This is a genomic window from Mesorhizobium sp. M0563 (genome assembly GCF_040321065.1).
Classification (GTDB): Bacteria; Pseudomonadota; Alphaproteobacteria; order Rhizobiales; family Rhizobiaceae; genus Mesorhizobium.
Genome location: NZ_JAMYQV010000019.1, coordinates 112,264 through 135,393, shown reverse-complemented (window position 1 = coordinate 135,393; position 23,130 = coordinate 112,264). Strand labels below are relative to the sequence as shown.

31 protein-coding genes are annotated in these 23,130 nt (G+C 62.1%); 16 read left to right on the top strand and 15 right to left on the bottom strand.

Features of this window, described 5'->3' with window-relative positions:
* Both NKI50_RS22990 and NKI50_RS22985 read left to right on the top strand, forming a co-directional pair.
* The coding region (locus NKI50_RS22990) for a 23S rRNA (adenine(2030)-N(6))-methyltransferase RlmJ (RefSeq protein WP_352717623.1) at positions 1 to 708 on the top strand (708 nt) is incomplete at its 5' end.
* Positions 709 to 833: 125 nt separating this feature from the next.
* Positions 834 to 1,286, top strand: a complete 453-nt coding sequence (locus tag NKI50_RS22985) for a hypothetical protein (RefSeq protein WP_023719805.1) — start codon at positions 834 to 836, stop codon at positions 1,284 to 1,286.
* Positions 1,287 to 1,324: 38 nt separating this feature from the next.
* Here NKI50_RS22985 and NKI50_RS22980 read toward each other — a convergent pair whose 3' ends face one another.
* Positions 1,325 to 1,687, bottom strand: a complete 363-nt coding sequence (locus tag NKI50_RS22980; protein WP_352481792.1) for a VOC family protein — start codon at positions 1,685 to 1,687, stop codon at positions 1,325 to 1,327.
* A 126-nt stretch (positions 1,688 to 1,813) separates the two neighbouring features.
* On the opposite strand from NKI50_RS22980, the gene NKI50_RS22975 reads away from it, so the two are divergent.
* On the top strand, positions 1,814 to 2,566 hold the full coding sequence (locus NKI50_RS22975; protein WP_023719803.1) for a sulfite exporter TauE/SafE family protein: 753 nt from the start codon (positions 1,814 to 1,816) through the stop codon (positions 2,564 to 2,566).
* 41 nt (positions 2,567 to 2,607) lie between these two features.
* Here the strand turns inward: NKI50_RS22975 and NKI50_RS22970 are convergent, their stop codons facing one another.
* The gene (locus NKI50_RS22970; RefSeq protein WP_502895886.1) at positions 2,608 to 3,243 is read right to left on the bottom strand and encodes a TetR/AcrR family transcriptional regulator; all 636 of its coding nucleotides are present in this window, start codon (positions 3,241 to 3,243) and stop codon (positions 2,608 to 2,610) included.
* Between the two features lie 62 nt (positions 3,244 to 3,305).
* Between NKI50_RS22970 and NKI50_RS22965 the strand changes: the two genes are divergently transcribed.
* A complete protein-coding gene (locus tag NKI50_RS22965) occupies positions 3,306 to 3,836 on the top strand; it encodes a DinB family protein (protein WP_031194232.1) in 531 nt (176 codons plus the stop codon).
* A 457-nt stretch (positions 3,837 to 4,293) separates the two neighbouring features.
* On the opposite strand, the gene NKI50_RS22960 is transcribed toward NKI50_RS22965, so the two are convergent.
* Positions 4,294 to 4,716 carry a hypothetical protein gene (locus NKI50_RS22960; protein WP_210164499.1) on the bottom strand — a complete coding sequence of 141 codons (423 nt, stop codon included), beginning with the start codon at positions 4,714 to 4,716 and terminating at the stop codon, positions 4,294 to 4,296.
* Between the two features lie 535 nt (positions 4,717 to 5,251).
* Here NKI50_RS22960 and NKI50_RS22955 point away from each other — a divergent pair.
* A complete protein-coding gene (locus tag NKI50_RS22955) occupies positions 5,252 to 5,848 on the top strand; it encodes a glutathione S-transferase family protein (RefSeq protein WP_023719799.1) in 597 nt (198 codons plus the stop codon).
* A 228-nt stretch (positions 5,849 to 6,076) separates the two neighbouring features.
* Entirely contained in the window at positions 6,077 to 6,745 is a 669-nt protein-coding gene (locus NKI50_RS22950) for a Pr6Pr family membrane protein (RefSeq protein ID WP_156948090.1), read from the top strand.
* Between the two features lie 97 nt (positions 6,746 to 6,842).
* Here NKI50_RS22950 and NKI50_RS22945 read toward each other — a convergent pair whose 3' ends face one another.
* The gene (locus NKI50_RS22945) at positions 6,843 to 7,493 is read right to left on the bottom strand and encodes an outer membrane protein (RefSeq protein WP_023719797.1); all 651 of its coding nucleotides are present in this window, start codon (positions 7,491 to 7,493) and stop codon (positions 6,843 to 6,845) included.
* A gap of 422 nt (positions 7,494 to 7,915) precedes the next feature.
* Here NKI50_RS22945 and NKI50_RS22940 point away from each other — a divergent pair, with 422 nt between their 5' ends.
* Both NKI50_RS22940 and uvrC read left to right on the top strand, forming a co-directional pair.
* On the top strand, positions 7,916 to 8,692 hold the full coding sequence (locus NKI50_RS22940; RefSeq protein WP_023719796.1) for an SDR family oxidoreductase: 777 nt from the start codon (positions 7,916 to 7,918) through the stop codon (positions 8,690 to 8,692).
* Complete coding sequence (gene uvrC / locus NKI50_RS22935; RefSeq protein ID WP_352549814.1) at positions 8,689 to 10,767, top strand: excinuclease ABC subunit UvrC; 2,079 nt, start codon at positions 8,689 to 8,691, stop codon at positions 10,765 to 10,767. The genes NKI50_RS22940 and uvrC overlap by 4 nt, the downstream gene beginning before the upstream one ends.
* Positions 10,768 to 10,962: 195 nt before the next feature.
* Here uvrC and NKI50_RS22930 read toward each other — a convergent pair whose 3' ends face one another.
* The 4 genes from NKI50_RS22930 to NKI50_RS22915 all read right to left on the bottom strand — a co-directional run bounded on the left by NKI50_RS22930 (position 10,963) and on the right by NKI50_RS22915 (position 12,735).
* A complete protein-coding gene (locus NKI50_RS22930; protein WP_023719794.1) occupies positions 10,963 to 11,094 on the bottom strand; it encodes a hypothetical protein in 132 nt (43 codons plus the stop codon).
* A 413-nt stretch (positions 11,095 to 11,507) separates the two neighbouring features.
* A complete protein-coding gene (locus NKI50_RS22925; protein WP_352642609.1) occupies positions 11,508 to 12,224 on the bottom strand; it encodes a hypothetical protein in 717 nt (238 codons plus the stop codon).
* Positions 12,224 to 12,421, bottom strand: a complete 198-nt coding sequence (locus NKI50_RS22920; RefSeq protein ID WP_156948089.1) for a hypothetical protein — start codon at positions 12,419 to 12,421, stop codon at positions 12,224 to 12,226. The genes NKI50_RS22925 and NKI50_RS22920 overlap by 1 nt, the downstream gene beginning before the upstream one ends.
* A gap of 80 nt (positions 12,422 to 12,501) precedes the next feature.
* Positions 12,502 to 12,735: an ATP-dependent DNA ligase gene (locus tag NKI50_RS22915; RefSeq protein ID WP_023719791.1), complete on the bottom strand. Its 234-nt coding sequence runs from the start codon at positions 12,733 to 12,735 to the stop codon at positions 12,502 to 12,504.
* 374 nt (positions 12,736 to 13,109) lie between these two features.
* On the opposite strand from NKI50_RS22915, the gene pgsA reads away from it, so the two are divergent.
* The 6 genes from pgsA (at position 13,110) to NKI50_RS22885 (ending at position 15,978) form a co-directional block, all read left to right on the top strand.
* Positions 13,110 to 13,706: a CDP-diacylglycerol--glycerol-3-phosphate 3-phosphatidyltransferase gene (gene pgsA, locus NKI50_RS22910; RefSeq protein ID WP_023719790.1), complete on the top strand. Its 597-nt coding sequence runs from the start codon at positions 13,110 to 13,112 to the stop codon at positions 13,704 to 13,706.
* Between the two features lies 1 nt (position 13,707).
* On the top strand, positions 13,708 to 13,965 hold the full coding sequence (moaD, locus tag NKI50_RS22905; protein ID WP_023719789.1) for a molybdopterin converting factor subunit 1: 258 nt from the start codon (positions 13,708 to 13,710) through the stop codon (positions 13,963 to 13,965).
* 3 nt (positions 13,966 to 13,968) lie between these two features.
* Positions 13,969 to 14,448 (top strand): molybdenum cofactor biosynthesis protein MoaE, encoded by a 480-nt coding sequence (locus tag NKI50_RS22900; protein WP_023719788.1) that lies wholly within the window; start codon positions 13,969 to 13,971, stop codon positions 14,446 to 14,448.
* Positions 14,449 to 14,534: 86 nt separating this feature from the next.
* Positions 14,535 to 15,302 (top strand): YbaY family lipoprotein, encoded by a 768-nt coding sequence (locus NKI50_RS22895; RefSeq protein WP_023719787.1) that lies wholly within the window; start codon positions 14,535 to 14,537, stop codon positions 15,300 to 15,302.
* A gap of 61 nt (positions 15,303 to 15,363) precedes the next feature.
* On the top strand, positions 15,364 to 15,543 hold the full coding sequence (locus NKI50_RS30575; protein ID WP_023719786.1) for an SDR family oxidoreductase: 180 nt from the start codon (positions 15,364 to 15,366) through the stop codon (positions 15,541 to 15,543).
* Positions 15,544 to 15,708: 165 nt separating this feature from the next.
* Positions 15,709 to 15,978, top strand: coding sequence for a hypothetical protein (locus NKI50_RS22885; RefSeq protein ID WP_023719785.1), 270 nt, complete (start codon positions 15,709 to 15,711; stop codon positions 15,976 to 15,978).
* A 71-nt stretch (positions 15,979 to 16,049) separates the two neighbouring features.
* On the opposite strand, the gene NKI50_RS22880 is transcribed toward NKI50_RS22885, so the two are convergent.
* The 5 genes from NKI50_RS22880 to NKI50_RS22860 form a co-directional block, all read right to left on the bottom strand.
* Complete coding sequence (locus NKI50_RS22880) at positions 16,050 to 16,658, bottom strand: class I SAM-dependent methyltransferase (RefSeq protein WP_031194223.1); 609 nt, start codon at positions 16,656 to 16,658, stop codon at positions 16,050 to 16,052.
* Positions 16,659 to 16,811: 153 nt separating this feature from the next.
* Entirely contained in the window at positions 16,812 to 17,234 is a 423-nt protein-coding gene (gene ndk, locus NKI50_RS22875; protein WP_023719783.1) for a nucleoside-diphosphate kinase, read from the bottom strand.
* A gap of 118 nt (positions 17,235 to 17,352) precedes the next feature.
* Positions 17,353 to 17,649 (bottom strand): DUF1905 domain-containing protein, encoded by a 297-nt coding sequence (locus NKI50_RS22870; protein ID WP_023719782.1) that lies wholly within the window; start codon positions 17,647 to 17,649, stop codon positions 17,353 to 17,355.
* 196 nt (positions 17,650 to 17,845) lie between these two features.
* Complete coding sequence (gene bluB / locus NKI50_RS22865) at positions 17,846 to 18,481, bottom strand: 5,6-dimethylbenzimidazole synthase (RefSeq protein ID WP_352481784.1); 636 nt, start codon at positions 18,479 to 18,481, stop codon at positions 17,846 to 17,848.
* Positions 18,482 to 18,896: 415 nt separating this feature from the next.
* A complete protein-coding gene (locus tag NKI50_RS22860; protein ID WP_023719780.1) occupies positions 18,897 to 19,607 on the bottom strand; it encodes a glutathione S-transferase family protein in 711 nt (236 codons plus the stop codon).
* 77 nt (positions 19,608 to 19,684) lie between these two features.
* Here NKI50_RS22860 and NKI50_RS22855 point away from each other — a divergent pair, with 77 nt between their 5' ends.
* Both NKI50_RS22855 and NKI50_RS22850 read left to right on the top strand, forming a co-directional pair.
* On the top strand, positions 19,685 to 20,197 hold the full coding sequence (locus NKI50_RS22855; protein WP_023719779.1) for a DinB family protein: 513 nt from the start codon (positions 19,685 to 19,687) through the stop codon (positions 20,195 to 20,197).
* A gap of 139 nt (positions 20,198 to 20,336) precedes the next feature.
* Positions 20,337 to 20,507: a hypothetical protein gene (locus NKI50_RS22850; RefSeq protein ID WP_023677663.1), complete on the top strand. Its 171-nt coding sequence runs from the start codon at positions 20,337 to 20,339 to the stop codon at positions 20,505 to 20,507.
* 69 nt (positions 20,508 to 20,576) lie between these two features.
* On the opposite strand, the gene NKI50_RS22845 is transcribed toward NKI50_RS22850, so the two are convergent.
* Both NKI50_RS22845 and NKI50_RS22840 read right to left on the bottom strand, forming a co-directional pair.
* The gene (locus NKI50_RS22845) at positions 20,577 to 20,879 is read right to left on the bottom strand and encodes a DUF982 domain-containing protein (RefSeq protein WP_023719778.1); all 303 of its coding nucleotides are present in this window, start codon (positions 20,877 to 20,879) and stop codon (positions 20,577 to 20,579) included.
* A gap of 148 nt (positions 20,880 to 21,027) precedes the next feature.
* On the bottom strand, positions 21,028 to 23,109 hold the full coding sequence (locus tag NKI50_RS22840) for an ATP-dependent helicase (RefSeq protein WP_352642603.1): 2,082 nt from the start codon (positions 23,107 to 23,109) through the stop codon (positions 21,028 to 21,030).
* Positions 23,110 to 23,130 lie beyond the last annotated feature (21 nt).

Below are 23,130 nucleotides of genomic sequence, written 5' to 3'. Positions count from 1 at the left end.
TTCGCCTCCAGACGCGTGCCTCCAGCTGGTGCTGTTGGTGGGCGTGGTGGGGCGGGGGTGGGCGGCGCCCCCCTCGACGCCCCGGCGGCGGCATTGCTGGCACCGTATCTTGGAGCCGTCCGTTCGCTCAATCCGGACGGCGGCGTGAAAAAATACCCGGGTTCGCCGCTGATCGCCCGGCACCTGCTGCGCAAGCAGGACCGGCTGTCGGCGGTCGAGCTGCACCCTAAGGATGCTGCCAGGCTGAAGGCGCTGTTCGACGGTGACTTCCAGACCCGGGTGATCGAGCTCGACGGCTGGCTGGCGCTCGGCGCGCATCTGCCGCCAAAGGAGAAGCGCGGCCTCGTGCTCATCGATCCGCCTTTCGAGGAAGAGGGCGAGTTCGGTCGCTTGGTCGACGGGCTGCAAAGAGCCCATCGGCGCTGGCCAGGCGGCATTTACGCGCTGTGGTATCCGCTCAAGGACCGCAAGGCGGTCGCCGCCTTCCGAAAGGCGCTGAAGCAAACGGGCATTCCCAGGCTGCTCGACGTCGGCTTTGAGATTAGGCCGGCCTCGGTCGAGCCGAGCCTCGACGGCTGCGGCATGGTGATGGTCAATCCGCCCTTCACCCTGGAGGGCGAGTTGCGGACGCTGCTGCCGGCGCTGCACCGGCTGCTTGCTGTCGAGCAGCCATCGCATTGGACGCTGGACTGGCTGGCGGGAGAGTAGTTTGAGGTGCGGTCCTTGCCGTTCCCTCAGCGCAACCTTCGTCACCGTAACCATCGTCACTACAACCGCTTGACCGCGCGTCAGCGAATCCGCACAGTGCGCGCAGTCGACCTTGAGAGGCTGCCATGACTCGCTTCGCCCAATCCGCCCTTGCCGCACTGCTCGCCGTTTGCACGCCGCTGGCTGCGCCTCTCGGCGTTACTCAGGCGGTGCAGGCCGCCGACCTTGCAATCTATACCGATGAGGACAGCGGCGTCTGCGGCGAGGCCTGGGTGCTGAACAAAATCACCGACCGCTTCTCGTATCAGGTGCATCACGTGCCGCATCTGCCGGATGTGCAGATCGTCGATTTCCAGCGCATCCACCAGCATCGCTATCTGCCGGCCGACGACACCTGGCCGATCGGCCGCCGTTATTGCGGCGCCACCGTCAGCCTCTCCGACGGCCACGCCCGCACCATCTGGTATCTGATCGAGGAAGGCCAAGGCTTTGCCTCGATAGGCGACAATGTCGAATTCTGCGTCTCGGGCTTCGACCGCTGGATGGTCTACCACGGCCGCTGCCGCGTCCTGCGCTGAACCAGTGCCTTCCGATTCCCGATGGATTGTTGCGTCACTTAGGTGGTCGAGAAAAGAAACACCTGACGGCCGTCAGGATCGCGGACGATCACACGCCTGCCCATAGCCGTCGCCTTGACATCCGCAATGATTCCAAAACCATTGGCCTTCGCGGCAGAAGCCGCTTCGTCCGCGTCGGTGACCTCGAAGCCGATCATCGTTCCCGCTCCTTCCGCCGTCGTTCCTTCGTTTGCCGGATAGAGTTCGATCGCGAGCCCTTGACCTTGGAACGCGAAATGTATCGGACCGGAGCCGTGCTGCTCTTGCCTGAAGACAATTCCGAAATTCGCATAGAAAGCCGCGGCTGATCTGGGGTCAGCCGAAAACCATGTGACAAATGCCAAGCTCGGCAAGGGGGGCATTCATACCTCTTTGGTGTGTGGACTGTCCGGCGCTCAAGGTCGGACGGAGGTTGCGAAAATCGTAGATTTCCATGCAGGTCAACGCCAACCGGCCACATCGATCACTTTGCGGGGAAACAGCACTACATGGATTCGCTTGTTTATATTGTTGCAATTGGGGCGGTCGTTGCAGGTTTCGTCCAAGGGCTGTCCGGGTTCGCTTTCAGCCTGGTTGCCATGTCGTTTTGGGTTTGGACCGTGGAGCCCCAGCTTGCTGCTGCCATGGCGGTCTTTGGGGCGCTCACCGGCCAAATCATCGCCGCCGTCACCGTCCGCCGGGGTTTCGACCTCAAGCTTCTGCTGCCATTCCTGATCGGCGGGACCATAGGAATTCCGGTCGGTGTCGCCATCCTGCCCCTGCTGGATGTGCACTTGTTCAAGTTGATCTTCGGCGCGCTGCTGGTCGTTTGGTGTCCCTTGATGCTTTTTGCCCGTCGCCTCCCTCCCATCACGTTCGGGGGTCCTGTTGCAGACGGTGCAATAGGTCTGGTTGGCGGCATCATGGGCGGGCTTGGCGGCTTCACCGGCCCGGTTCCAACGTTGTGGTGCGTGCTGCGGCAATGGGAAAAGGACAGGCAGCGCATTGTCATCCAGAATTTCAACCTTGTGACCCTCTCCATGACGATGGCCGCCTATCTTGCGACCGGAAAGATCAAGCTCGAAATGCTGCCGATGTTTGCCATCGTCGCGCCGGCGATGTTGATACCGACACTCCTTGGCGCGAGACTCTACATCGGCATCAGCGAAGCAACGTTTCGAAAGATCGTCCTCACGCTCTTGGCCGCATCAGGTGCGGCATTGCTGGCATCGGCCTTGCCGCATCTCATGAGCCGGGTTTGAATCCGACGTACAGAAATCCCCGACTTCCGCCGTGCCCTGCGCTATCGACCGATGCGGCCCGCGCCCGATAGGTAGGCGCAGATCAGTTCGACGAGTTGCTTTTGCAGCTCCGGCGCGGCGAGCATGTTCCGGCGTGCCGCGTTATGGATCACACCTTCGATCGCCGACGACAGCACGCGCGCGACGGTCTCCATGTCGGCGCCTTTCCTTGGCTTGCGATAGGCGGCGACGGCGGTCGCGTAGTGGTTGAGATATTGTGTCTGGAACGAAGCGTGGGCGGCCCTGGAGCCGCGATCGCCCGGCGCCTCGTCGAGCAGCACCTGATGCAGTGTCGGGTGAATGCTGTGCGCCGCGATCATGCCGCGCACCAGCTCCTGCGCGAATTTCCTGAGCGGCTTTTGGCCTTCCGCCGAATCGCGAATGACCGACAGCACATGATCGAAATGACGGCGCCGGACGGCTTCGAGCAGGGAAAGCTTGTCGGGAAAATACTGGTAGAGCGTGCCGATGCTCACGCCCGCAGTCTCGGCCACCTTGTTGGTGGTGAAGCCGGCCCAGCCCAGCCCGCTCAGAACATGAGCCCCTGCCTCGACGATCGCCTCTACGGTCGCCCTGGAACGCGCCTGGCGCGGCTGCTTGCGCATGCGCGGATACGGTTTTGCAATGCGAGTAGACACGCCCGCCCATTCTCCTGAAAATATGAACAACATACTCGCATTTCCAGAAAAGGACACCGACCATGAGTGCGCACGCCCTGCTTCGCAGCCTGTTTGCCTATCAGGCCTGGGCAAATGACGAACTGCTGGAAAGGCTCGTCAGTCTCGACCCGCCCGTTCACGGCAAGGAACGGCAGGCCGTGATACGGCTCATCGATCACAGCCATGTGGTGTCGCCGATATTCTCAGCCCACCTGGTTGGTGCAAGCCATGGCTACTCCGCCGACGCCAGCGAGGACACGCCGGCCCTCGACGAACTTCGTGCCGCAGTCGCGGCGACCGATCGGTGGTATCTCGATTATCTCGAAACCGTTTCGTCGCAACAGCTCTCCGAGCCCGTCGCATTCGTGTTCACCGACGGGGATAAGGCATTGATGTCGCGACAGGAAATGCTGACCCACGTCGTACTGCACGGCGTCTATCATCGCGGTGAAGCGGGGCGCATCCTGGCGCAGATTTCCGTCACGCCGCCATGGGATACCTTCGCCGTCCATCTCCACAGGGCCGAGCCTTCGCGCCGGCTGCAGAAGCAGCGCGAGCCGCTCGGCGCCTGAACGGCCGAGCGTTTTCGATTAGGAGATCGGCTCGACCGGATCTATCGAGCGATATCCTGTCTTTCAGAAATGCGAGCTATCTGCTTACTTTCATCGCGTCGTGCAAGATAGTGCAGCGGCGTGCTCGTCGCGTTGCTTCGTACTTACCTGTAGTTTATCGTTTCGGACAAGACGAGGCGGGCGACCGCCTTCGCTCTTGACAATGTTCGCGCTGAGCGTCGGACGTTGAAGCGCAGAGCTGGTCGAAAAGGTCCTGAGCTTGACGCGAAGACCGGTCGAGATAGAGCGAGCAGAATTTCTGTCGCAGAACTTCGCTGCGCGACACAAAGATTCGCAGCCGATTTTTGCACCGGTAAAATGGTCGCGCGCTCGCCGTAACCGAAACTTAAGCTGCAGAAATCATTCTAATGCTTCGCTGGCTAGCAAGCCGCGAGTCAGATATGCATTGCGCGCCGGGTCAATAACGGCCGTCGGCACAACGGAAGGGGCATGATATGGCTAAGCAGTCATCCAAAGCGCCGGCATCCAAGGCACCGGCAAAGAAAGCACCAGTAAAAGCAGCGGCGGCAAAGGCCGCAACTGCTGTGAAGAAAGCAGCACCCGCTGCCAAAGCGAAGGCCGCCGCGCCTAAGGCAAAAGCAGCGCCGGCGAAAAAGCCGGCCGCCAAGGCGGCAGCAAAACCAGCCGTGAAGAAAGCAGCACCTGCCAAGGCAAAAGCAGCACCGGCCAAGGCCAAGGCTGCACCGGCAAAGAAGGCGGCACCGGCCAAGAAGCCGGCTGCAAAGGCCGCTGCGAAACCCGCTGCGAAGAAGGCAGCACCGGCAAAGGCCGCCGCTGCAAAATCTTCCGCAGCAGTGAAGAAAGCAGCGCCCGCGGCCAAGCCGAAGGCAGCGCCCGCAAAGGCGAAGGCCAAGAAGTAGTCGCCGCTCTCCGATCGCCGGGGACAGTACTCAAGACAGCCAGGGCGGGATGCCGGACAGGCGCCTCGCTTGCTAGCTGACGGTCGGGCAGGACGAGAAAGAGGCGGGAGGAAGATGTCTTTTCGCAGCTCCCAGGACTTCGCCACGCGGCGAAGTCCGGTGGGATTTTCGTGGCTGCCAAAGACCAACCTTCGGTGCAAGGCCGAGTTGGTAGCTGATCGGATTTGGATTGTCCGACCTGCTCGCTTCTGCCGCCGCACCTCCGGCTCATCGCATCCAGATTGAAGTCGAGACAATGGCTGCGCGCTGGCGGCGCGGTTTTCCGCCTCTGGCCGTTGATGAAGCCAGCATGATCGGTCGTCAACAGTGCCCACGCACGAGCCCCAATCGGAATCGATTTTCGGTGAGGGTCATGCGCGAAGTCACAATGCTACCGCGTCCTCTTGCGCGTCCAACAGGACATATGGAGCTGTAGCCGGTAAACAGGAATCGACAATGCCCAGACTGCTCTACGCGTCTACTTCTCCCTACAGTTCCAAGGTGCGCATGGCAGCACTTCATGCCGGCATTGCGGTCGATCTCGTGCCGATAAAGACCGAGGAAAAGCCGGCCGCGCTGATCGGCGCCAATCCGCTCGGCAAGATCCCGGTGCTGGTGCTCGACGACGGCCGCTCGGTCCACGACAGCCGCGCCATCACCCAGCATCTCAACCGGATGTCCAAGAACGCATTGTTTCCGCGCAATCCCGACAAGCGCCTCGAGGCGGAGGTGCTGGAGGCGTTGGCCGACGGCATCTGCGACTGCGCGCTGTCGATGGTCTATGAGCGGCGCACGCGGCCCGAAGAGATGGTCTACCAGCCTTGGCTCGAGCGCCAGTGGAGCAAGATTTCGGCCGCGCTCGATCTGCTCAACGCCAACCCGCCGAAGCTGCCGAAGAAAATCACTGTCGGCCAGATCGCGCTGCGCGCTTGCCTCGGCTATCTCTCGCTGCGCTTCGCCGGAAAATGGGAAAAGGGCCGCGGCCGGCTGACGCGCTGGGCGGCACGCTTCGACGAGAAATTCCCGGAGCTGAAGCCCGGCATCCCGGCTTGAGGGCGGGGATGGCGAAGCTACCGATCTTCCCCTAATGCATGTCGCGCAAAAGTGTGCAGCGGTTTTGTGATAACGACATGCATAAAACAGGAACCTAAAGCGCGTCGCATGCCGCCGGTCGAACGCGACGCGCTTTAGCGGATTCCTGGCGGGAGGCGCAACGGCCAATTTCGACATGCTGGGAGTGAGCCGGGCCGGCGAGGCTGGAAGGTTGGTCTTGGGGGCATTTTGGTCGACAGACGTTCCGCCCAGTCTTATCGTCGCTTTCTCAAACGTAAGCCGGTGGGGGAGGGCGATTTGATACAGCGCTTGTTTGCCCTGATCATTTGTCTATCCGCGTGCACTGGCATTGGCCTTGAACTCAGCACCTTGATCAAGGGCGGTGCATCGATGCTTGGCTCGCTGTGGGTGTTGGTGGGATATTTCACGATCCTGACCAACGGTCTTGTCGCCATTGTATTCGCAGCCATAGCGCTCCTCGGGGAGCGTTTCGACCATCCAACGCTGGTGGCGTGGACGGCTGCCGTGATGGCCCTGGTCGGGGTGATTTTCGCGGTGTTGCTCCAAGGGCTGCGCACTTTGGCTGGCGCGACCGCCGAAGCAAACTTTCTGCTCCACCAACTCAATCCTGTCCTTGTCTTATTGTTCTGGCTTCTATTCACGCGAAAGGGGAGGCTCTCGTGGCGCGATCCGCTTCTATGGGCGCTCTATCCCCTGGCCTATCTCGCTTATGCCCTGGCTCGTGGTGTCGCTGAAGGGAAATACGCTTACCCGTTCATAGATGTGTCCGCCAATGGCTGGGTCGCAGTCATGTCGAATGGCGCCACTATCGCCCTCGGTTTCATCGCAGCAGCCGAAGTTCTGGTCCTGGTCGACCGGATGCTGGCTCAACGCTGACCTCGAGATCACGCGTGCCCATGCCGACAGGATGGGCACCGGGCACAAAAAAAGCCGGGCGCGAGGCCCGGCTTTTTCGTGTCGTGGCTTGGACGACTTAGAACTTCATACCGACGCCGAAAGTGACGCGATTGTCGGTCGACTTGACCTTGCCGATACCGTCGAAGTTCTTGTCGCCGAAATCGGTGTAGCGGTACTCGACACGGCCGAACACATTGTCGGTAATCTTGATGTCGGTGCCGACGCCGGCCGTCCAGCCGAGCATGGTGTTGGTGTCGCTGAAGCCGGCGGCTTCCACCTTCTGGTTCTTCAGCGCGCCACCGGCGGTGCCGTAGAGCAGGATTTCCGGGGTAACAGCGTAGCCGAGGCGAGCGCGCAGCGAGCCTTCGACGCCGCCCTTGGCCTCGATGCCGGCATCGTCGCCCTTGACGCCGTTATAGCCGATATCGGCTTCGGCACCGTAGACGAAGTTCTCCTGCTGCCAGTTGTAGCCGCCGAAGACGCCGCCGACGAAGCCCTTGGTATCGATGTCGACACCAACGGTTTTGGCATCGGCATGGCCGGCGAAGCCGTAGCCGACGCTCACACCGGCATAGGGGCCGGCCCAGGATGCGACCGGAAGTTCGGCGATCGGGGCAGGTGCCGGCGGCTCTTCCTGAACCACGTCCGCGGCATAGGCGGTTCCGCCGAGGGCGAACAGCCCAAACGCCACCGCGAGCGGTCGCGCAAATTTAAGATTGGCTTGCATTGTTCTTTACTCCTTAAGCCACAGGACACAGGCTTGTTTTTTCATGAGCGCCCTCAACCCGTCCGGGGGGTGAAACGGATCCGGCGTTCAACGGTTCCAAATGTCGTGTCGAAATGCGGCTGAAGCGAACCTGAACTTGGGTCATTCCCTGGCACGAATGAGGCAGAACCTTGACGTTGCATCTTCGCAACAGCGAGATGTCAGCAGGTTCGCCGTGCTGCACTGCACACGGCTTGGTGCAAGGGCTCCCGCGCCCTATATTGCGGTCGGGCTGGCCCGGATTCCGGTCGAGCCAGAATGCCGACCGGGCCACTTTGCCACAATCCTGCCCCAGGTGGAAATGGGATTTAACACTTGGCAGGCCATATTTTGCCGGCCCGGTCCCGGCAGGTCGGAATCGGCATCAGATTGAGGATTGACAGATGAGCAAGGTCGCCGCGACGGCACTGGTGACAGGCGGGGCGAAGCGGATCGGCAGGGCGATCGTCGAGGATCTTGCTGCGCACGGTTTTGCCGTCGCCATTCACTGTAATCGCTCGCTGGCCGAGGCGGAGGCACTGGCGGCCGGGATCAACAGTGGTCATTTTGGTCGAGACGGCAGGGCCGCTGTGGTTGCTGCCGACCTGACCGACATGGACGCCGTCGGCAACCTTGTCGGCCGCGCGGCGGCGGCGCTCGGACCGGTGTCGCTGCTGGTCAACAACGCCTCGCTGTTCGAGCACGACAGTGTTGACGATTTCGACTGGCCGGCCTGGGATCGCCATTTCGCCGTGCATGTCAAGGCGCCGGCTCTGTTGGCGCAGACTTTCGCCCGGGCCTTGCCGCAGAGCAGTGAGGGGTTGATCGTCAACATGATCGACCAGCGCGTCTGGCGGCCGACGCCGCGTTATTTCTCCTATGCGCTGTCGAAGTCGACCTTGTGGGCAGCGACCGAGATGATGGCGCAGGCGCTGGGTCCCCGCATCCGCGTCAACGCCATCGGTCCGGGCCCGACCTTGAAGAACACGCGCCAGCACGACAGCGATTTCGACGCGCAGATTGCCGGCCTGATCCTGAAGCGCGGCCCGGAATTGCCCGAATTCGGTGACACCATCCGTTACCTCTGGGCGGCACGCTCGGTCACCGGCCAGATGATCGCGCTTGACGGCGGCCAGCATCTTGCATGGCAGACGCCCGATGTGACAGGCATGACGGAATGAGCCCCATGGACCAGAAACAAAAAACGCGCGGCGGCGCCGACGACCTGCCGCCCGAAATCGACCTCGAGGACGAGGCAGCCGAGGAGGTCGTCGAGCCTGCAGCCGCTGGTCCGGACGTCACCTTCACCGCCATCGACTGGACGCCGCATGCCGGCGATGCCGACGGCATGGTCGGCGCCGAGGTGATCCAGACGCTGGTCAAGCGGCTGCCCAACGCGCCCGGCGTCTACCGCATGATGAATGCCGCCGGCGACGTGCTCTATGTCGGCAAGGCACGCAGCCTGAAGAAGCGGGTCACCAACTACGCGCAAGGTCGGTTCCACACCAGCCGCATCGGCCGCATGGTGCGCGAGACGTCGACGATGGAGTTCGTCGTCACCCGCACCGAGATCGAAGCGCTGCTGCTTGAAGCCAACCTCATCAAGCGCTTGCGGCCGCGCTTCAACGTGCTGATGCGCGACGACAAGTCGTTTCCCTATATCCTGTTGACCGGCGACCATGTCTCGCCCGGCATCTACAAGCATCGCGGCGCGCGCTCGCGCAAGGGCGACTATTTCGGCCCCTTTGCCTCAGCCGGCGCCGTCGGCCGCACCATCAATTCGCTGCAGCGCGCCTTCCTGCTCAGGAGCTGCACCAACTCCTTCTACGAGAACCGCACCCGGCCTTGCCTTTTGTTCCAGATCAAGCGCTGTGCCGGCCCGTGCACCGGCGAGATCTCGCATGGCGACTATGCAAGGCTTGTCGCCGAGGCGAAGGATTTTCTCTCCGGCCGCAGCCAGAAGGTGAAGACGGAGATCTCCGCCGCCATGCAGCAGGCTTCGGAGAACCTCGATTTCGAACGCGCCGCCATCTATCGCGACCGGCTGGCGGCGCTGTCGCATGTGCAGAGCCATCAAGGTATCAATCCGCAGACCGTCGACGAGGCCGATGTCTTCGCCATTCATCAGGAGGGCGGCCAGGTCTGCATCCAGGTGTTCTTCTTCCGCACCGGCCAGAACTGGGGCAACCGCGCCTATTTTCCCAAGGCCGATCCGGCGCTCGAAGCTGGCGAGGTGCTGGGTTCGTTCCTGGCGCAGTTCTACGACGACAAGCCGACGCCACGCACCATCCTGTTGTCGTATGGCGTCGAGGACCAGGAATTGCTGGCGGAGGCCCTCTCCACCCGCGCCGGCCGCAAGGTGTCGATCTCGGTGCCGCAGCGCGGCGAGAAGAAGGACCTGACCGACAACGCGCTGCAGAACGCGCGCGAAGCGCTCGGCCGGCGGCTCGCCGAGACCTCGACCCAGGCGCGGCTGCTCACCGGCTTTGCCGAGACCTTCGGCCTGGAAAAGCCGCCGGTGCGCATCGAGGTCTATGATAACTCGCACATCATGGGCACCAACGCCGTCGGCGCGATGGTCGTCGCCGGGCCGGAAGGGTTTGTGAAGAACCAGTATCGAAAGTTCAACATCCGCTCGACCGAGATCACGCCGGGCGACGATTTCGGCATGATGCGCGAGGTGATGCAGCGGCGCTTCTCGCGGCTGTTGAAGGAACATGGCGATGCCCCGCAAACCGAGAGCGCGGACGAGGCGGGCGCTACCGGACCGGGCGACGATGTCGAGGACGCCGGCGGCTTTCCGGCCTGGCCCGACGTCATCCTCATCGACGGCGGCCAAGGCCAGATGACGGCGGTGCGCAAGATCCTGTCCGATCTCGGCATCGAGAACCGCGTCGTGGCCATCGGCATCGCCAAGGGTCAGGACCGTGACGCCGGCCGCGAACGCTTCTTCGTCAAGGGCAGGGACTCATTCTCGCTGCCCGTTCGCGATCCGGTGCTCTATTTCGTCCAGCGGCTGCGCGACGAGGTCCATCGCTTCGCAATCGGTTCGCACCGCGCCCGCCGCAAGAAGGAGATGGTCAAGAGCCCGCTCGACGAGATCAGCGGCATCGGACCCGGCCGCAAGCGCGCGCTGCTGATGCATTTTGGTACGGCCAAGGCCGTCAGCCGCGCCGCCGTCGAGGACCTGGTCAAGATCGACGGCATTTCCGAGCAGGTGGCGAAATTGGTCTACAATCATTTTCACGAGAAATGAAAATGCCTTGGCGCATTGATCGCCGGATGCTTTCATATCTGCCATAACTACCGGATATTTCTGGCAGATTCGTTTTGTAGGGGCGGTCAGCGCGCGTTTCATATCGGGGGTGATCATAGTGCGTCGAGGTCGCCAAACCCGTCACACCGCGCTGTGTGTCAGGGCAGGGGGTAGGTGATCGGTATGCGGTCGCGATCATTCGCCCGGTTCCTGGGGTTTGTGCCACCACCATTTGATGAAGCGAGCAATCGCGATCAGACCGGCGACGACGCCAAATAGGCTCGCGGTCAGGGTGAGCACCTGCCCGAGGTCGAGAGTAACTATCATGGGGGCGTTCCTTTCAAGACAGATCTCGCCATTGAGAAAAGTTCTAAAAGGAACTGCTAAGATAGACGCAGGCAGGCGGCGCGATGTCAACGGGCAAAATGCCGTGATACCCGAGACGTTTGGGGAACAAGTGGCACGAACAGGAATAGAGTGGAACCAACGTGCATTGAGTGGAACGAACTTACGCGAAACGGGGCGATCACATCTGCGTTACTTACACCATACCGAGATGACCGCGCGCCCTCGCGTACGCCGTTCATTTGTTCGCGAAATGATTCCGTCCCATGCGGCACCCGGGTTTGTAGCATTCGGATTGAGGGACATTGGCGCTTTATCCCTGCAACATTTGCCACAGGGTAGAAGGCGATCATTGAGACTGTCGATCGGTTGACGCGCGACTAGGTGACCGGCGATTAGTTGCCGATCATCTTCTTCCAGCCACTGGCTAGGCGCGCTTTGTCGTACGCGGCTGCTTCAACGGTGATTTTTTCATCCTCTAGCGCAACTTGTCGGAGAGCGTCCACGAGATCGTTGTAGTTTTTAAGGGCATTCTGGTCAGGAAATAGGATTTGGCCACTCTCATTTATGGAAATCTCTCCCATATCCAAGAGAAGCTTTGTCGCTGACGCGGCGATCTCAAACATGCGCTGGTAATTCGTAGCCCTACGCTCCACGCAATTGCGCTCTGCGGCCCGTTCTTGGGACAACCCTCCAAGAAATGGATCTCGTGACCCTTCAGGCAAACGGCTTGCTATAACGACAATTTTCGTGCGCTCGTCGGCCAGCAATGCATCGACCGCGGGCATAACAAGCCGGACTTGTACCAGCTTGGCGTTGGCCGCTTGATACGAGGCCAATAGTACACTGCGGTCCTTGACCTTCGCAGTTTCTAGAAACCCATCAAGGGTGTGGTCATCAAATTGAGTGAAAAGTTGTCCAACACTATTGTTCGTCTGGTCAGTTACCTCTCGGCTGTCGCGACCTACAGACCCTATCACAGTCTGCGATGTGCTTAACGCCTTCTCAAAGTTCTCCGCGCCCCCCGCCTGAATGTCGCGTTGGAAGCGCTTTACGTCGATATAGCCGCTTATCCTTGCTTGGTTTGATAGAACCAGAACTGCAGCAGTCATCAAAGAATATCGTGGCGAAAATTAGTGCGCGCGGACTTTATGAGGGCGTAGTAAACTAGGCTAAGCATCAGAAAGATACCGACTGCCTCGCCGGCGACATAGGCAAACCCGCCGGCGATAGACCCGGTCGTGAAATAACTTACTGCCGCTACGGTTGCGACAAGAACAGCAAGCCCCAGCAAATCAAAACGTTTCATCTCGCTCCCCCAACAGGACATCAGTCGTTGTTGGAGGCTCTCCTGTCAATCTTCATGCGCCATCATTGGTACTGGAACCACTATTCCTCGCGGATAGCTCGCAAGGTCGCATGGGGTAGCTTGTCTTCGCGTTTGAGGGTTTTGACCCGGCCGACAAGGTCCGGCTTGATCCATTCGGCCTCGTTCTTGTCGGCGCCCTTTGGTGGTGTGCCTTTGCCGGCTTGAACACGTTGCCAAAGGCGTTCGCGCATAGCCTTGGTCAGGGCGAAGTTTGCCGAACCGACATAGCGCCGTTCCGTATCGCGCGTGGCCATCAATGCTAAAGGTGCCGAACCGGGTTTACGTTTGAACGTCGCCTGGTGAGATGGTATTGCTCGCGATCGTGCAAGCTTGAGGACCGCAAAATGCTACATGTTGAGCGGTTGATTGCCGCAGGGTACGTTGAGAAGCGTCTTCCTGTCCCCATGTTTTAGGGGGTTGCGTCCTGCATTACGCGGTTCGCTGCGGGGACAGGCGATTCGCGACATCGGAGCATGTGGTTGCAACGTTGCGCGGTTTGTCCCGAATAATTATTTCACGAGAGCTAAGCCCCTATTGCCGATATTTCGGCTGGCTAATCGATTCTGGCCTGTTGACCCCCCACATTCGCTTCTGATTTGACTAAGCAGGCAGAAAGAGTTCCCAAAACATGTCCCAGCGCGCGTTCAACCTGCCCAACATGCTCACTTACGCCCGCATCCTGGCGGTGCCGCTGGTGGTGCTGTGCTTCTTCCTGGAAGGCCATCTGAAATCGAGCGACTTCGCGCGCTGGTCGGCGCTCATCATTTTCCTGCTCGCCTCGATCACCGATTACTTCGACGGCTATCTGGCGCGCGCCTGGCAGCAGACCTCCAACATCGGCAAGATGCTCGACCCGATCGCCGACAAGCTGCTGGTCGCCACTTGCCTGCTGCTGCTTGCCGCCGACACCGACCGCCATGCCGGCATCGCCGGCTGGTCGCTATGGGCGGCGATCATCATTCTGTGCCGCGAGATCCTGGTCTCGGGCCTGCGCGAATATCTGGCGGCCTTGAAGGTCTCGGTGCCGGTGACGCAGCTCGCCAAATGGAAGACCACCATCCAGATGATCGCCATCGCCTTCCTGCTTGCAGGTCCCGCCGGAGACAAGATCTTCCCGCTGACCACCCAGACCGGGCTGGTGCTGCTGTGGATCGCAGCCCTGGTGACGCTCTACACCGGCTACGACTATTTCCGCGCCGGCCTCAAGCACATCATGGATGAATAAAATGTCGACGAAGCTCATCTATTTCGCCTGGGTGCGCGAGCGGATCGGCAGACCGGAGGAAGAGGTCGAACTGCCGGCCGGCATCGAAACGGTCGCCGACCTGTTGCGCTGGCTGAAATCGCGCGGCGAGGAGTACGAGAACGCGCTGCAATATCCTGACGTGATCCGCGTCGCCATCAACCAGGAACATGTCGAGCACCACGAGAAGATTGCCGGCGCGCGCGAGATCGCGCTGTTCCCGCCGATGACCGGTGGCTGAACCATGTCCGCGGTGGTGCCTGTCGTGCGCATCCAGGCGGAGGATTTTGACGTCGCCGCCGAGATCGCCAGGCTGACCAGGGGTCGCAACGACATCGGCGCTGTGGTGACCTTCTCCGGCCTCTGCCGCGACGAGCAAGGCAGGCTCTCCGCGCTCGAGCTCGAACATTATCCCGGCATGGCGGAAGCCGAGATATCCCGCATCGCCTGCGAGGCAATCGAGCGCTGGCCGCTGCAGGGGCTCACCGTCATCCATCGCCACGGCAAGATCGCGCCGGGCGAAAACATCGTGCTGGTAGTGGCCGCTTCCGCCCACCGGCAGGCGGCGTTCGACGCCGCGAATTTCCTGATGGATTATTTGAAATCACGGGCGCCGTTCTGGAAAAAGGAACACCATAGCGACGGTTCCGAGGGCAACTGGGTCGACGCCAAGGATGCCGACGACAAGGCGGCGGACCGTTGGAAGCGCCCGCCGTCCAAATAAATCCCTGGGACAGCCATGCCCATACGCCGCCGGCCATTCATTGACCGCAATCCTGCGAAACCCTTTGCCGGAAGGGGAGCAGGATCATGCTGGACAGGATCGCCGAGTTCTTCATCTTCGGACTGGTGCCGCTAGCCGTCGGCATACTTGCCGTTCCGGATCGTTCCGTGGCTGCCGAAAGGTCCCTCAAGGGCGAGGTGATGTATCGCGAGCGCATCGCGCTGCCGCCCAATGCCGTGCTTTCCGTGCAGCTTGCCGACGTGTCGCTGGCCGATGCGCCGGCCGCAATCATCGGTGAGCGCAAGGTGGTGCCGGCCGGCCAGGTGCCGATCAAGTTCGAGATCAGCTTCGATCCGCAGGTGATCCGGCCTGATATGACCTACGCTCTGCAGGCGCGCATCACTGTCGACGACCGGCTGCTGTTCGTCACCGACACGCGCCACCAGGTCGATCCGCTCAGCGACGCGCTACAGACCATCACGCTGAAAATGGCGGCGCCGAGCGATGAGCCGGCGGCAGCCTCCGTGTTCGGCCAAAGCTGGCTGGTCGAATATATCGATGGCATCGGCGTGATTGCCGAGCCGCGGGCGACATTCCGGATCAGCGAAGCCGGCAAGGCCGGCGGCAGCGGCCCTTGCAACGTCTACTTCGCCACCGCCAGGGTAGACGGCTCGACGATCGCCATCAGCGACATCGGCTCGACCTTCAAGGCCTGCGCGCCTCAGGTCATGGCCGAGGAAAAGGCGCTGTTCGAGGCGCTAGCCAAGGCAGCGTCGTACCATATCGACGCCGGCAAGCTCATCATCGCCGACAAGGATGACCGCGTCATCCTGCGGTTCAATGCTGCGAGTTGAGACTTGTCGATATTCAGGTGAGGCCTGCACCGGCTCGGCCTGCCCTGATTCTCAACAGGCCTTGGACCGTTCCGAAACGATCACACCTGTGGTGGCGGCGCAGACGTCAGGCCGAAGCGGCGCATCAAAGGCTGGCTCGCCGGAAGAGATAGCGACGGTCGTGGCCTTCCTTGCTTCCGATGACGCCTCGTTCGTCTCCGGCCACGGCCTGCTCGCCGATGGCGGCTATTCGGTCGCCTGATCGGCCGCATGTCGATCACGTTGTGTTTCAGCCGGAATAAACCGGACAGAGCGCGCGTTACGTCCTCATACGATGGCGGGTAAGGCAAAAGGGATGTTTGTCCCTTCGTTGATGCCGCCAGAATGGCTGCGGCCCGTTCTGGCCTTAACTCAAAGGAGTCCAGACATGAAAACGCACGCGCTTATCCTTGCCGCCACCGGTGCATCGCTCCTTGCCTTCACCGGCCTTGCCAAGGCGGACGACCATCTGTTCGATGCCCTTCAACATGGTCTCAGTCCTGACAGCCAGCCTTTCCAGACCAACAAGGCTGGTCATAGCGGCGATCTCGCGCCCGGGCAGGGCAGCCCGTTCACCGGTCACGATACACAGACGCCGGCCACCGACACGGAAGCGGCGAACGAACATGCGAACGTGAAGGAACGCCAGGCGAAATAGACTGGCAGAACCCGCCGCTAGGGGGCGGCGGGCGAGATCTATCGGGCGACGACCGCATACACCAGGCATTCTCAATTTGTCGCGAGTTTGAATACCGCGCCATAGTGATAGGGCGGCACATCAACCAGCTCGGCGAGCTTGAACCCGCTTGCTTCCACAGCCGCGGTGGTCTGTTCGGGTGACAGCCTCAGCTCGGTCTTCGGTCCGCGCGGCTCGCCCAGAACCGTGGTCTGCTCGCGCGGCTTCTGGTGCCAGTTGACGATGGCAAAACGACCGGCCCTGCCAAGCGTCGCCCGCACGGCGCGGGCAAGGCGCGGCCGGTCCGGAACGCCATGGAAAGCGTTGGCCATGAAGACGAAGTCGACGGGCCGGGGCACCAGCCCGGCAAGCTCATAGGCGTCGCCCGCCACAAACTCGCAATTGCTCGCGCCTCCGTCGGCCAGCCGCCGCCGGGCGACTTCGAGCAGATCGGCATCGATGTCGATGGCGATGACCTGACGAACGACCCTGGCCATTGGCAGCGTGAACCAGCCGTCGCCGCAGCAGAGATCGACCACATCCATGCCGGGCTTCATTCCCACCGCCGTCAACACCCCGGCAGGGTCGGGCCACAACGCCTCCCACCAGCCGCCGGTCGGCATCTCGGTGCCCTGAAACAAGCCGGGAATGGTGCTGGTCATGGCCTGGTCGGCTCCGTTGTCGCGACCGCGTTTGATCCGTGCCCTCGAGCTTAACGCACCCATGACCCGTCGAGGAGCCTGAAGCTGAAAATGTCTGCTAACGAAAAAGGCCGGCGTTGCGCCGGCCTTTTTGATGGGGTTTAGGATGCCGGCTCAGCCGACGATTTCGGTGTCCGAGAACCAGTATTTGATCTCCTGCGCGGCGGTTTCCGGCGCATCGGAACCATGCACGGAATTCTCGCCGATCGACAGCGCATGCAGCTTGCGGATGGTGCCTTCGGCGGCGCTCGCCGGATTGGTGGCGCCCATCACTTCGCGGTTCTTGGCGATGGCATTCTCGCCTTCCAGCACCTGCACGATGGTCGGGCCCGACGACATCGACTCGACCAGCTCGCCGAAGAACGGACGCTCCTTGTGGACGGCATAGAAACCTTCCGCCTCGCGGCGGCTCATCCACACCCGGCGCGAAGCGACCACGCGCAGACCGGCATCTTCCAGTATCTTGGTAATGGCGCCGGTGAGATTGCGGCGGGTCGCGTCCGGCTTGATCATGGAAAAGGTGCGTTCGAGCGCCATGGGATCGTCCTTGTGATGGAGAGTGGAATTGAGGGTGGCGGGCTCTATACAAGCCGCCCGCCGGCTTGCCAAGGGGAGGTGGGCGCACAGCGCGTCGCCGTCAACCAGACCCAATGTGTCATAGCTCTATCTCGATCGTCAGGTTGGCCGTGTCGCCAGCCCTAAGGCCTTCGCGGACCCGCACCGCCGTCTTGATCGGCAAGAGCAGGCTGCCGGATTTCTTGTCGGGAAACAGCGATGTCCGCCATCTGGTCTGGCCGATGACGGCTTCCACGCCAAGCGAGCCCCAGGGCCTTGCCATCCCCACCATCGCCGTCTTGATCCAGGCTCCAGGTTCCAGCGGCAGCGTCACGAAATGCCAGCCGCCCTTTCCCGGATAGACCCAGATCTCGGCCTGCACCTCGCAGCGAAACATTCTATGCCCTTCCTCAGGTCAAGGCCGTCACGACTGGCTTTGCCTTGGTCTCTCGTCGGCGATGCTGACGATCGGCGAAACCTCCATGACATCCATTCTGCCCTGCAGGGGAGGAGTCATTCTCCCCTGCAAAGAGAATGGCTTCCCTGCAAAGAGAATGGCTTTCCTGCAACGAGAATGGCAGCGGGCCGTTGCACTACCGTTTTATCACGATCGAAGCGCGCCGGACTTCCCAGCCTTGCCGTTCCAGTTCCGGCACGCTGTGTTCCTCGCTTGGATAGCCGACGCAGAAATAGCCGATCAGCGTCCACTCCGGCGGTGCGTCCAGGATCGTCACCATCTCGGCCGGATCGAGGATCGAGACCCAGCCCATGCCTATTCCTTCGGCGCGCGCCGCCAGCCACATCGTGTGAACCGCCATGACAGCGGAATAGTCTATGGTGGCTGGCATGGTCAGGCGGCCGAGCCCATGCCCTTGCTCGGTTGTGCGGTCGGCGAAAACCGCAAGCTGGCAGGGCGCCTCATTCAGGCCGGCAAGCTTCAGGCGCCCATAGAGCGCGGCGCGTTCACCGCAAAAATTTGCGAGTGCCTCCGCGTTGCAGCGCTCGAAGCATGCCCTAACGGCGGCGCGGCATGCTTCGCTCTCGACGATAACGAAGCGCCAGGGCTGGCTCAGCCCGACAGACGGCGCGGCGCTGGCAAGCTCGAGCAGCCGCTCCAGCGCCCCTTCGGGGAGCAGCGTCGGCTTGAACCGCCTGACGTCGCGTCGCCACAGGAAAAGATTGGCGAGCCCGGCGCGAAAGTCGGCCGGGAACTCTGGGTTTGCGGTCATGGCGCGCTGCCTCTGTTGTGATTGTCCGGTTCGCCGGACTTTCGTCTTGTTTGCTTCGATCCGGGCAGTGATGAGGCGCTTCGAGCGACACGTCGTCTACCCGCATTGTCGCATTTCGCCGGGGCGGCAATTCTAATGCATGTCGCGCAAAAGTGTGCAGCGGTTTTGCGCTAACGACATGCATCAAAACAAGAACCTAAAGCGCATCGCATGAGGCCGGTCGAACGCGACGCGCTTTAGCCGAGGCCCGGCGACATTGCCGCCATCTGCGCCGTTGGACCTTGATCGGCAAACAAAACCCGCCTCGGCAAGCCGGGCGGGTCGTTGGAGCCAATTAGCACCATACCCAGATTAGTAGCATAGCTGCCGGCACAAAGCAAGAACAAAATGTGGCGCCGCTGTAAAACTGCCGATTTCAACTCTCAAGCGAGGCGAGCGCCGCCGGCGCGACGGTGCGGCCGAGGCCGCCATGCAGATCGAGGCATCGTTCGAACCATTGCGCCACGACGTCGCTATCGTCGAGCAGCCGGTAGGGCGTGGCGATGCGCGCCCATTGCAGCGCGCCGAAAACGATGTAGTCGGCAAATAGCGGCGACGGGCCGCCGATGAAGGGCTGATAGCCAAGCATCGAGCGGAGCGGCTCCAGCGAGGCCCGGAAGCTGGCGAGCCCAGCGTCGCGGGTGGTGTATACCGCCTCCAGGCGCTTGCCGAAGCGCTGCTCGCGGTTCTGCCGGAAATAGGCGGCGTTCGCCTCGTCCTGCATGGCGTGCAGGTCCAATATCGCAGCGGTGGTGACGTAGGGATGGATGGTCAGCTGCGACCAGCGTTCGATGAAGCGCGCCGTCGCCTTGCCGCCGTCGCCGGAAAACAATGTCGGCCGCTCGGGATAGGCCTCCTCGAGATAGAGCGCGATAGCGAAGGAATCGGCGACCACCGTCTCGCCGTCGCGGATCACCGGAACGAGCTTCGAGACGCCGCCTTCCACCTTCGGCACTTCGAGAAAACGGGTCGGCACGCTGGTGATGTCGAGCCCTTTGTGGGCCAGCGCAATCGCCGCCTTCCAGCAATGTGGGCTGAATGGGCGGGCGGCGTCGCGTCCGACAAGGTCGTAGAGCAGAATGGTCATTGGCGGCAGCGTCCTTGCAGTCTAACTATGCCCGAAACAGACCCACGCGAAACAGGGTCTCGCAGGTCGAGAGAAGAATGAAACAGCATTTCAGGATGTTTGCGGCCTACAATCAATGGGCCAATGGCCGCATCTACGATGCCGCCGCCGATCTCGACGAGGAAGAGTTCGACCGCAATATCGGCGTCTTCTTCGCATCGATGATGGGAACGCTCAACCACCTCCTGGCAGCCGACCGTATCTGGATGAAACGCTTCACCGGCGAGGGCGACGCGCCGGCAAGGCTCGACACGATCCTGCATCGCGCCTTGCCCGGCTTGCGGCTGGCGCGCGAGGCCGAGGACAAACGGATCATCGACTGGGTCGACGGCCTGAGCGACAAGGCGCTGTCGGGCCGCTTCTCCTACATGACCGTCTCGGATATGCGCACCGTCTCGCAGCGGCTGGCGCCGGCGCTCGACCACTTCTTCAACCACCAGACCCACCACCGCGGCCAGGCGCATGCGATCCTGACCATTCTGGGCAAGCCGAGCCTCGGACTGGACCTGACGATGTTCCAGCGCAGCGAGGAGGGCAGGGCATTCGCCTGAACCTGGGGCGGCTGGGGAAGCGGTGGATAGGGGACGATCTGCCGAGATTGCAAAACGCGCCAAAACATTTTATGGAGCGCACGGTCGTGAGGGCGGCCGCTTCAGCAGCATTCAGCAGCAACAGCGAGAATTGGCACGCATGCCCAATGAACCCTTGCGCCTTGTGGCGTTCTTCGCCGTGGTCCTGGCGCTTCTCAACTCCGGTTATTATTTCCACCAGGGCGACATTGTCGCGACCATCTATTTCATGATCGGCGCCATTCTTGTGACTGCGGTGACCCGGATGAGCATCAGAAGGCAGCTGATTTAGGATCTGCCGACCTAAAACCACCGACAACGGACCGCATCTCCGGCCGGCCATGATGACGAAGAGGTTGCGTCAGGCGGCGTAGCCGCCGAGGCCCCGGACGACCGGCTTGACCGAGACTGCCGGCTGGGCGGCCGGCCAGAGGATGCCGGCCGTCACGGCGAAGGTGATCAGGGCGTCGCGTGCCGCTTCGGCCGAGATCTCGCCGGCGCGTGCCGCCTCGCAGGCCTTTACCGCGGCGCCATAGCTCAGCCGCCGGCGCGAAGGCGGGAACTCGGTCAGGAACTCGTGCATCTCGGAGAACGAAGCGATCGTCCGCTTGTAGCCGGCGCCAACGGTTAGGGCGACCGGTGTGGAAAACGTCCTGTCGTGCATTCTGGCCTCTCGAATGGGCGGAGGTCACGGCGGACGCCGTTCTCCGGTCTGGGGGTCGGGCAGAAACGCGGATCACGGCGCGAGGTTCCATGTTGCCGTGATTTGTTTTTTTCGCTCGCCCGGGTGAGCAGCGCGCCGAGGCGGGTGCCTATTTCCACATGCCGCGCATGCGGGCGCCGAGGTCGACGCGCACCGGCGGCTGGCGGCGCGGATCGTCCCTGGCCTGGACGCTGGCCCACGCCACCTGCTCGAAGGCACCAAGGATCGGGCGCGGGATGAAGCGCGTGCGCGAGGCATAGACATGGCGGTCGCCGCGCGCCGCCTGGCCGTGGACGAAAAAACGCTGCGGCATCACCAAATGCAGGCTATCCTTGGCCCGCGTCATGGCCACGTAGAGCAGCCGCCGCTCCTCGTCGACGTCCTCCTTGCTGCCGACCCCTAGGTCGATCGGGATGCAGCCGTCGACGGTGTTGAGCACGAAGACGTTCTTCCACTCCTGGCCCTTGGCCGAATGGATGGTCGACAGGATCAGATAATCCTCGTCGCGGTGCGGAGGTCCGGCTTCGTCGCTGGTCGCGTCCGGCGGATCGAGCGTCAGCTCGGTGAGGAAGCGCTCGCGCGATCCATAGCCGGAGGCGATCTGCTCGAGCTGCAGGAGATCGGCCCGGCGCGTCGTCGCATCCTCGTGGATGCGTTCCAGATGCGGCTCGTACCAGAGCCTGACCTGCTCGATGTCGGCCGGCCATTTCTTTGCGCCGGCGCGCAGGCCGCAATAGAGCGCGACAAAGCCCGGCCAGTCGTCGGCGGCCCGCTGCGGCGGCCGGTAGCGCGCAAGCCCCATCGTCTCGTCGAGCGACGTCGCCATGGTCTCGACGATCGCATTGGCGGCCGAAGGGCCGATGCCGGGCAGAAGTTGCAGCACGCGAAAGCCGGCGACGCGGTCGCGCGGGTTTTCGGCAAAGCGCAGCACGGCCAGCACGTCCTTGACGTGGGCGGCATCGAGGAATTTCAGCCCGCCGAATTTGACGAAGGGGATGTTGCGGCGCGTCAGTTCGATCTCCAGCGGGCCGCTATGGTGCGAGGCGCGAAACAGCACGGCCTGCGCTTTGAGAACGGTACCGGCCTCGCGCTCGGTGAGTATCGCCTGGCAGACATAGCTCGCCTGCTCGATCTCGTCGCGCACGCTCACCAGCTTCGGCTTTTCCGCCGATTTGCGCTCCGACCAGAGATTTTTGGTGAAACGTTCCGACGCTTCGCCGATCACCGCATTGGCCGCCGCCAGGATCGTCTCGGTCGAGCGGTAGTTGCGCTCCAGCATGACGACCTCGGCCGGCTGCGCGAACTGCTTGGGAAAATCCAGGATATTGCGCACTTCCGCGGCGCGGAACGAATAGATCGACTGCGCGTCGTCGCCGACCACCGTCAGCCCCGATCCGTCGGGCTTGAGGGCCGTCAGGATCGAGGCCTGCAGCCGGTTGGTGTCCTGGTATTCATCGACCAGCACATGGTCGAAACGTGCACCCAGATGCGCGGCGATTTCCGGCTCGCCGGCCATCTGCGCCCAGTAGAGCAGCAGATCGTCGTAATCGAGCACGTTCTGCGCCTGCTTGGCCTCGACATATCTGGCGAATAATTGTTTCAGCTGTTCGGCCCAGCCGGCGCACCACGGGAACACCGAACCCAGCACCTCGCCGAGCGGCGCCTGTGCATTGACGGCACGCGAATAGATCGCAAGGCAGGTGCCCTTGGTCGGGAAGCGGGCTTCGGTCTTCGAAAACCCAAGCTCGTGGCGGGCGAGGTTCATCAGGTCGGCGGAATCCTCGCGGTCATGGATGGTGAAGGCGGGATCGAGACCGATCTCCAGCGCATAATCACGCAGCAGCCTGGCGCCGATACCGTGGAACGTGCCGGCCCAGCTCAGCGCATCGGTGATGACGGAAGCATCGCGGCCCAGCACCTCGCCGGCGATGCGCTCGACCCGCTTGGCCATTTCCGCCGCGGCACGGCGCGAAAATGTCATCAAAAGGATGCGGCGCGGATCGGCACCCCTAACGATCAGATGCGCGACCCGGTGCGCCAGCGTGTTGGTCTTGCCGGAGCCGGCGCCGGCAATCACCAGCAATGGCCCCGCGATCTTGCCGTCGCCGTGTTCGACGGCAAGCCGCTGCTCGGCGTTGAGCTTTGCCAGATAGGCCGGCTGGAAGGACGAATCACGGGCGGCGAGGTTCATCGCCCATCAAGCATCGTTTCC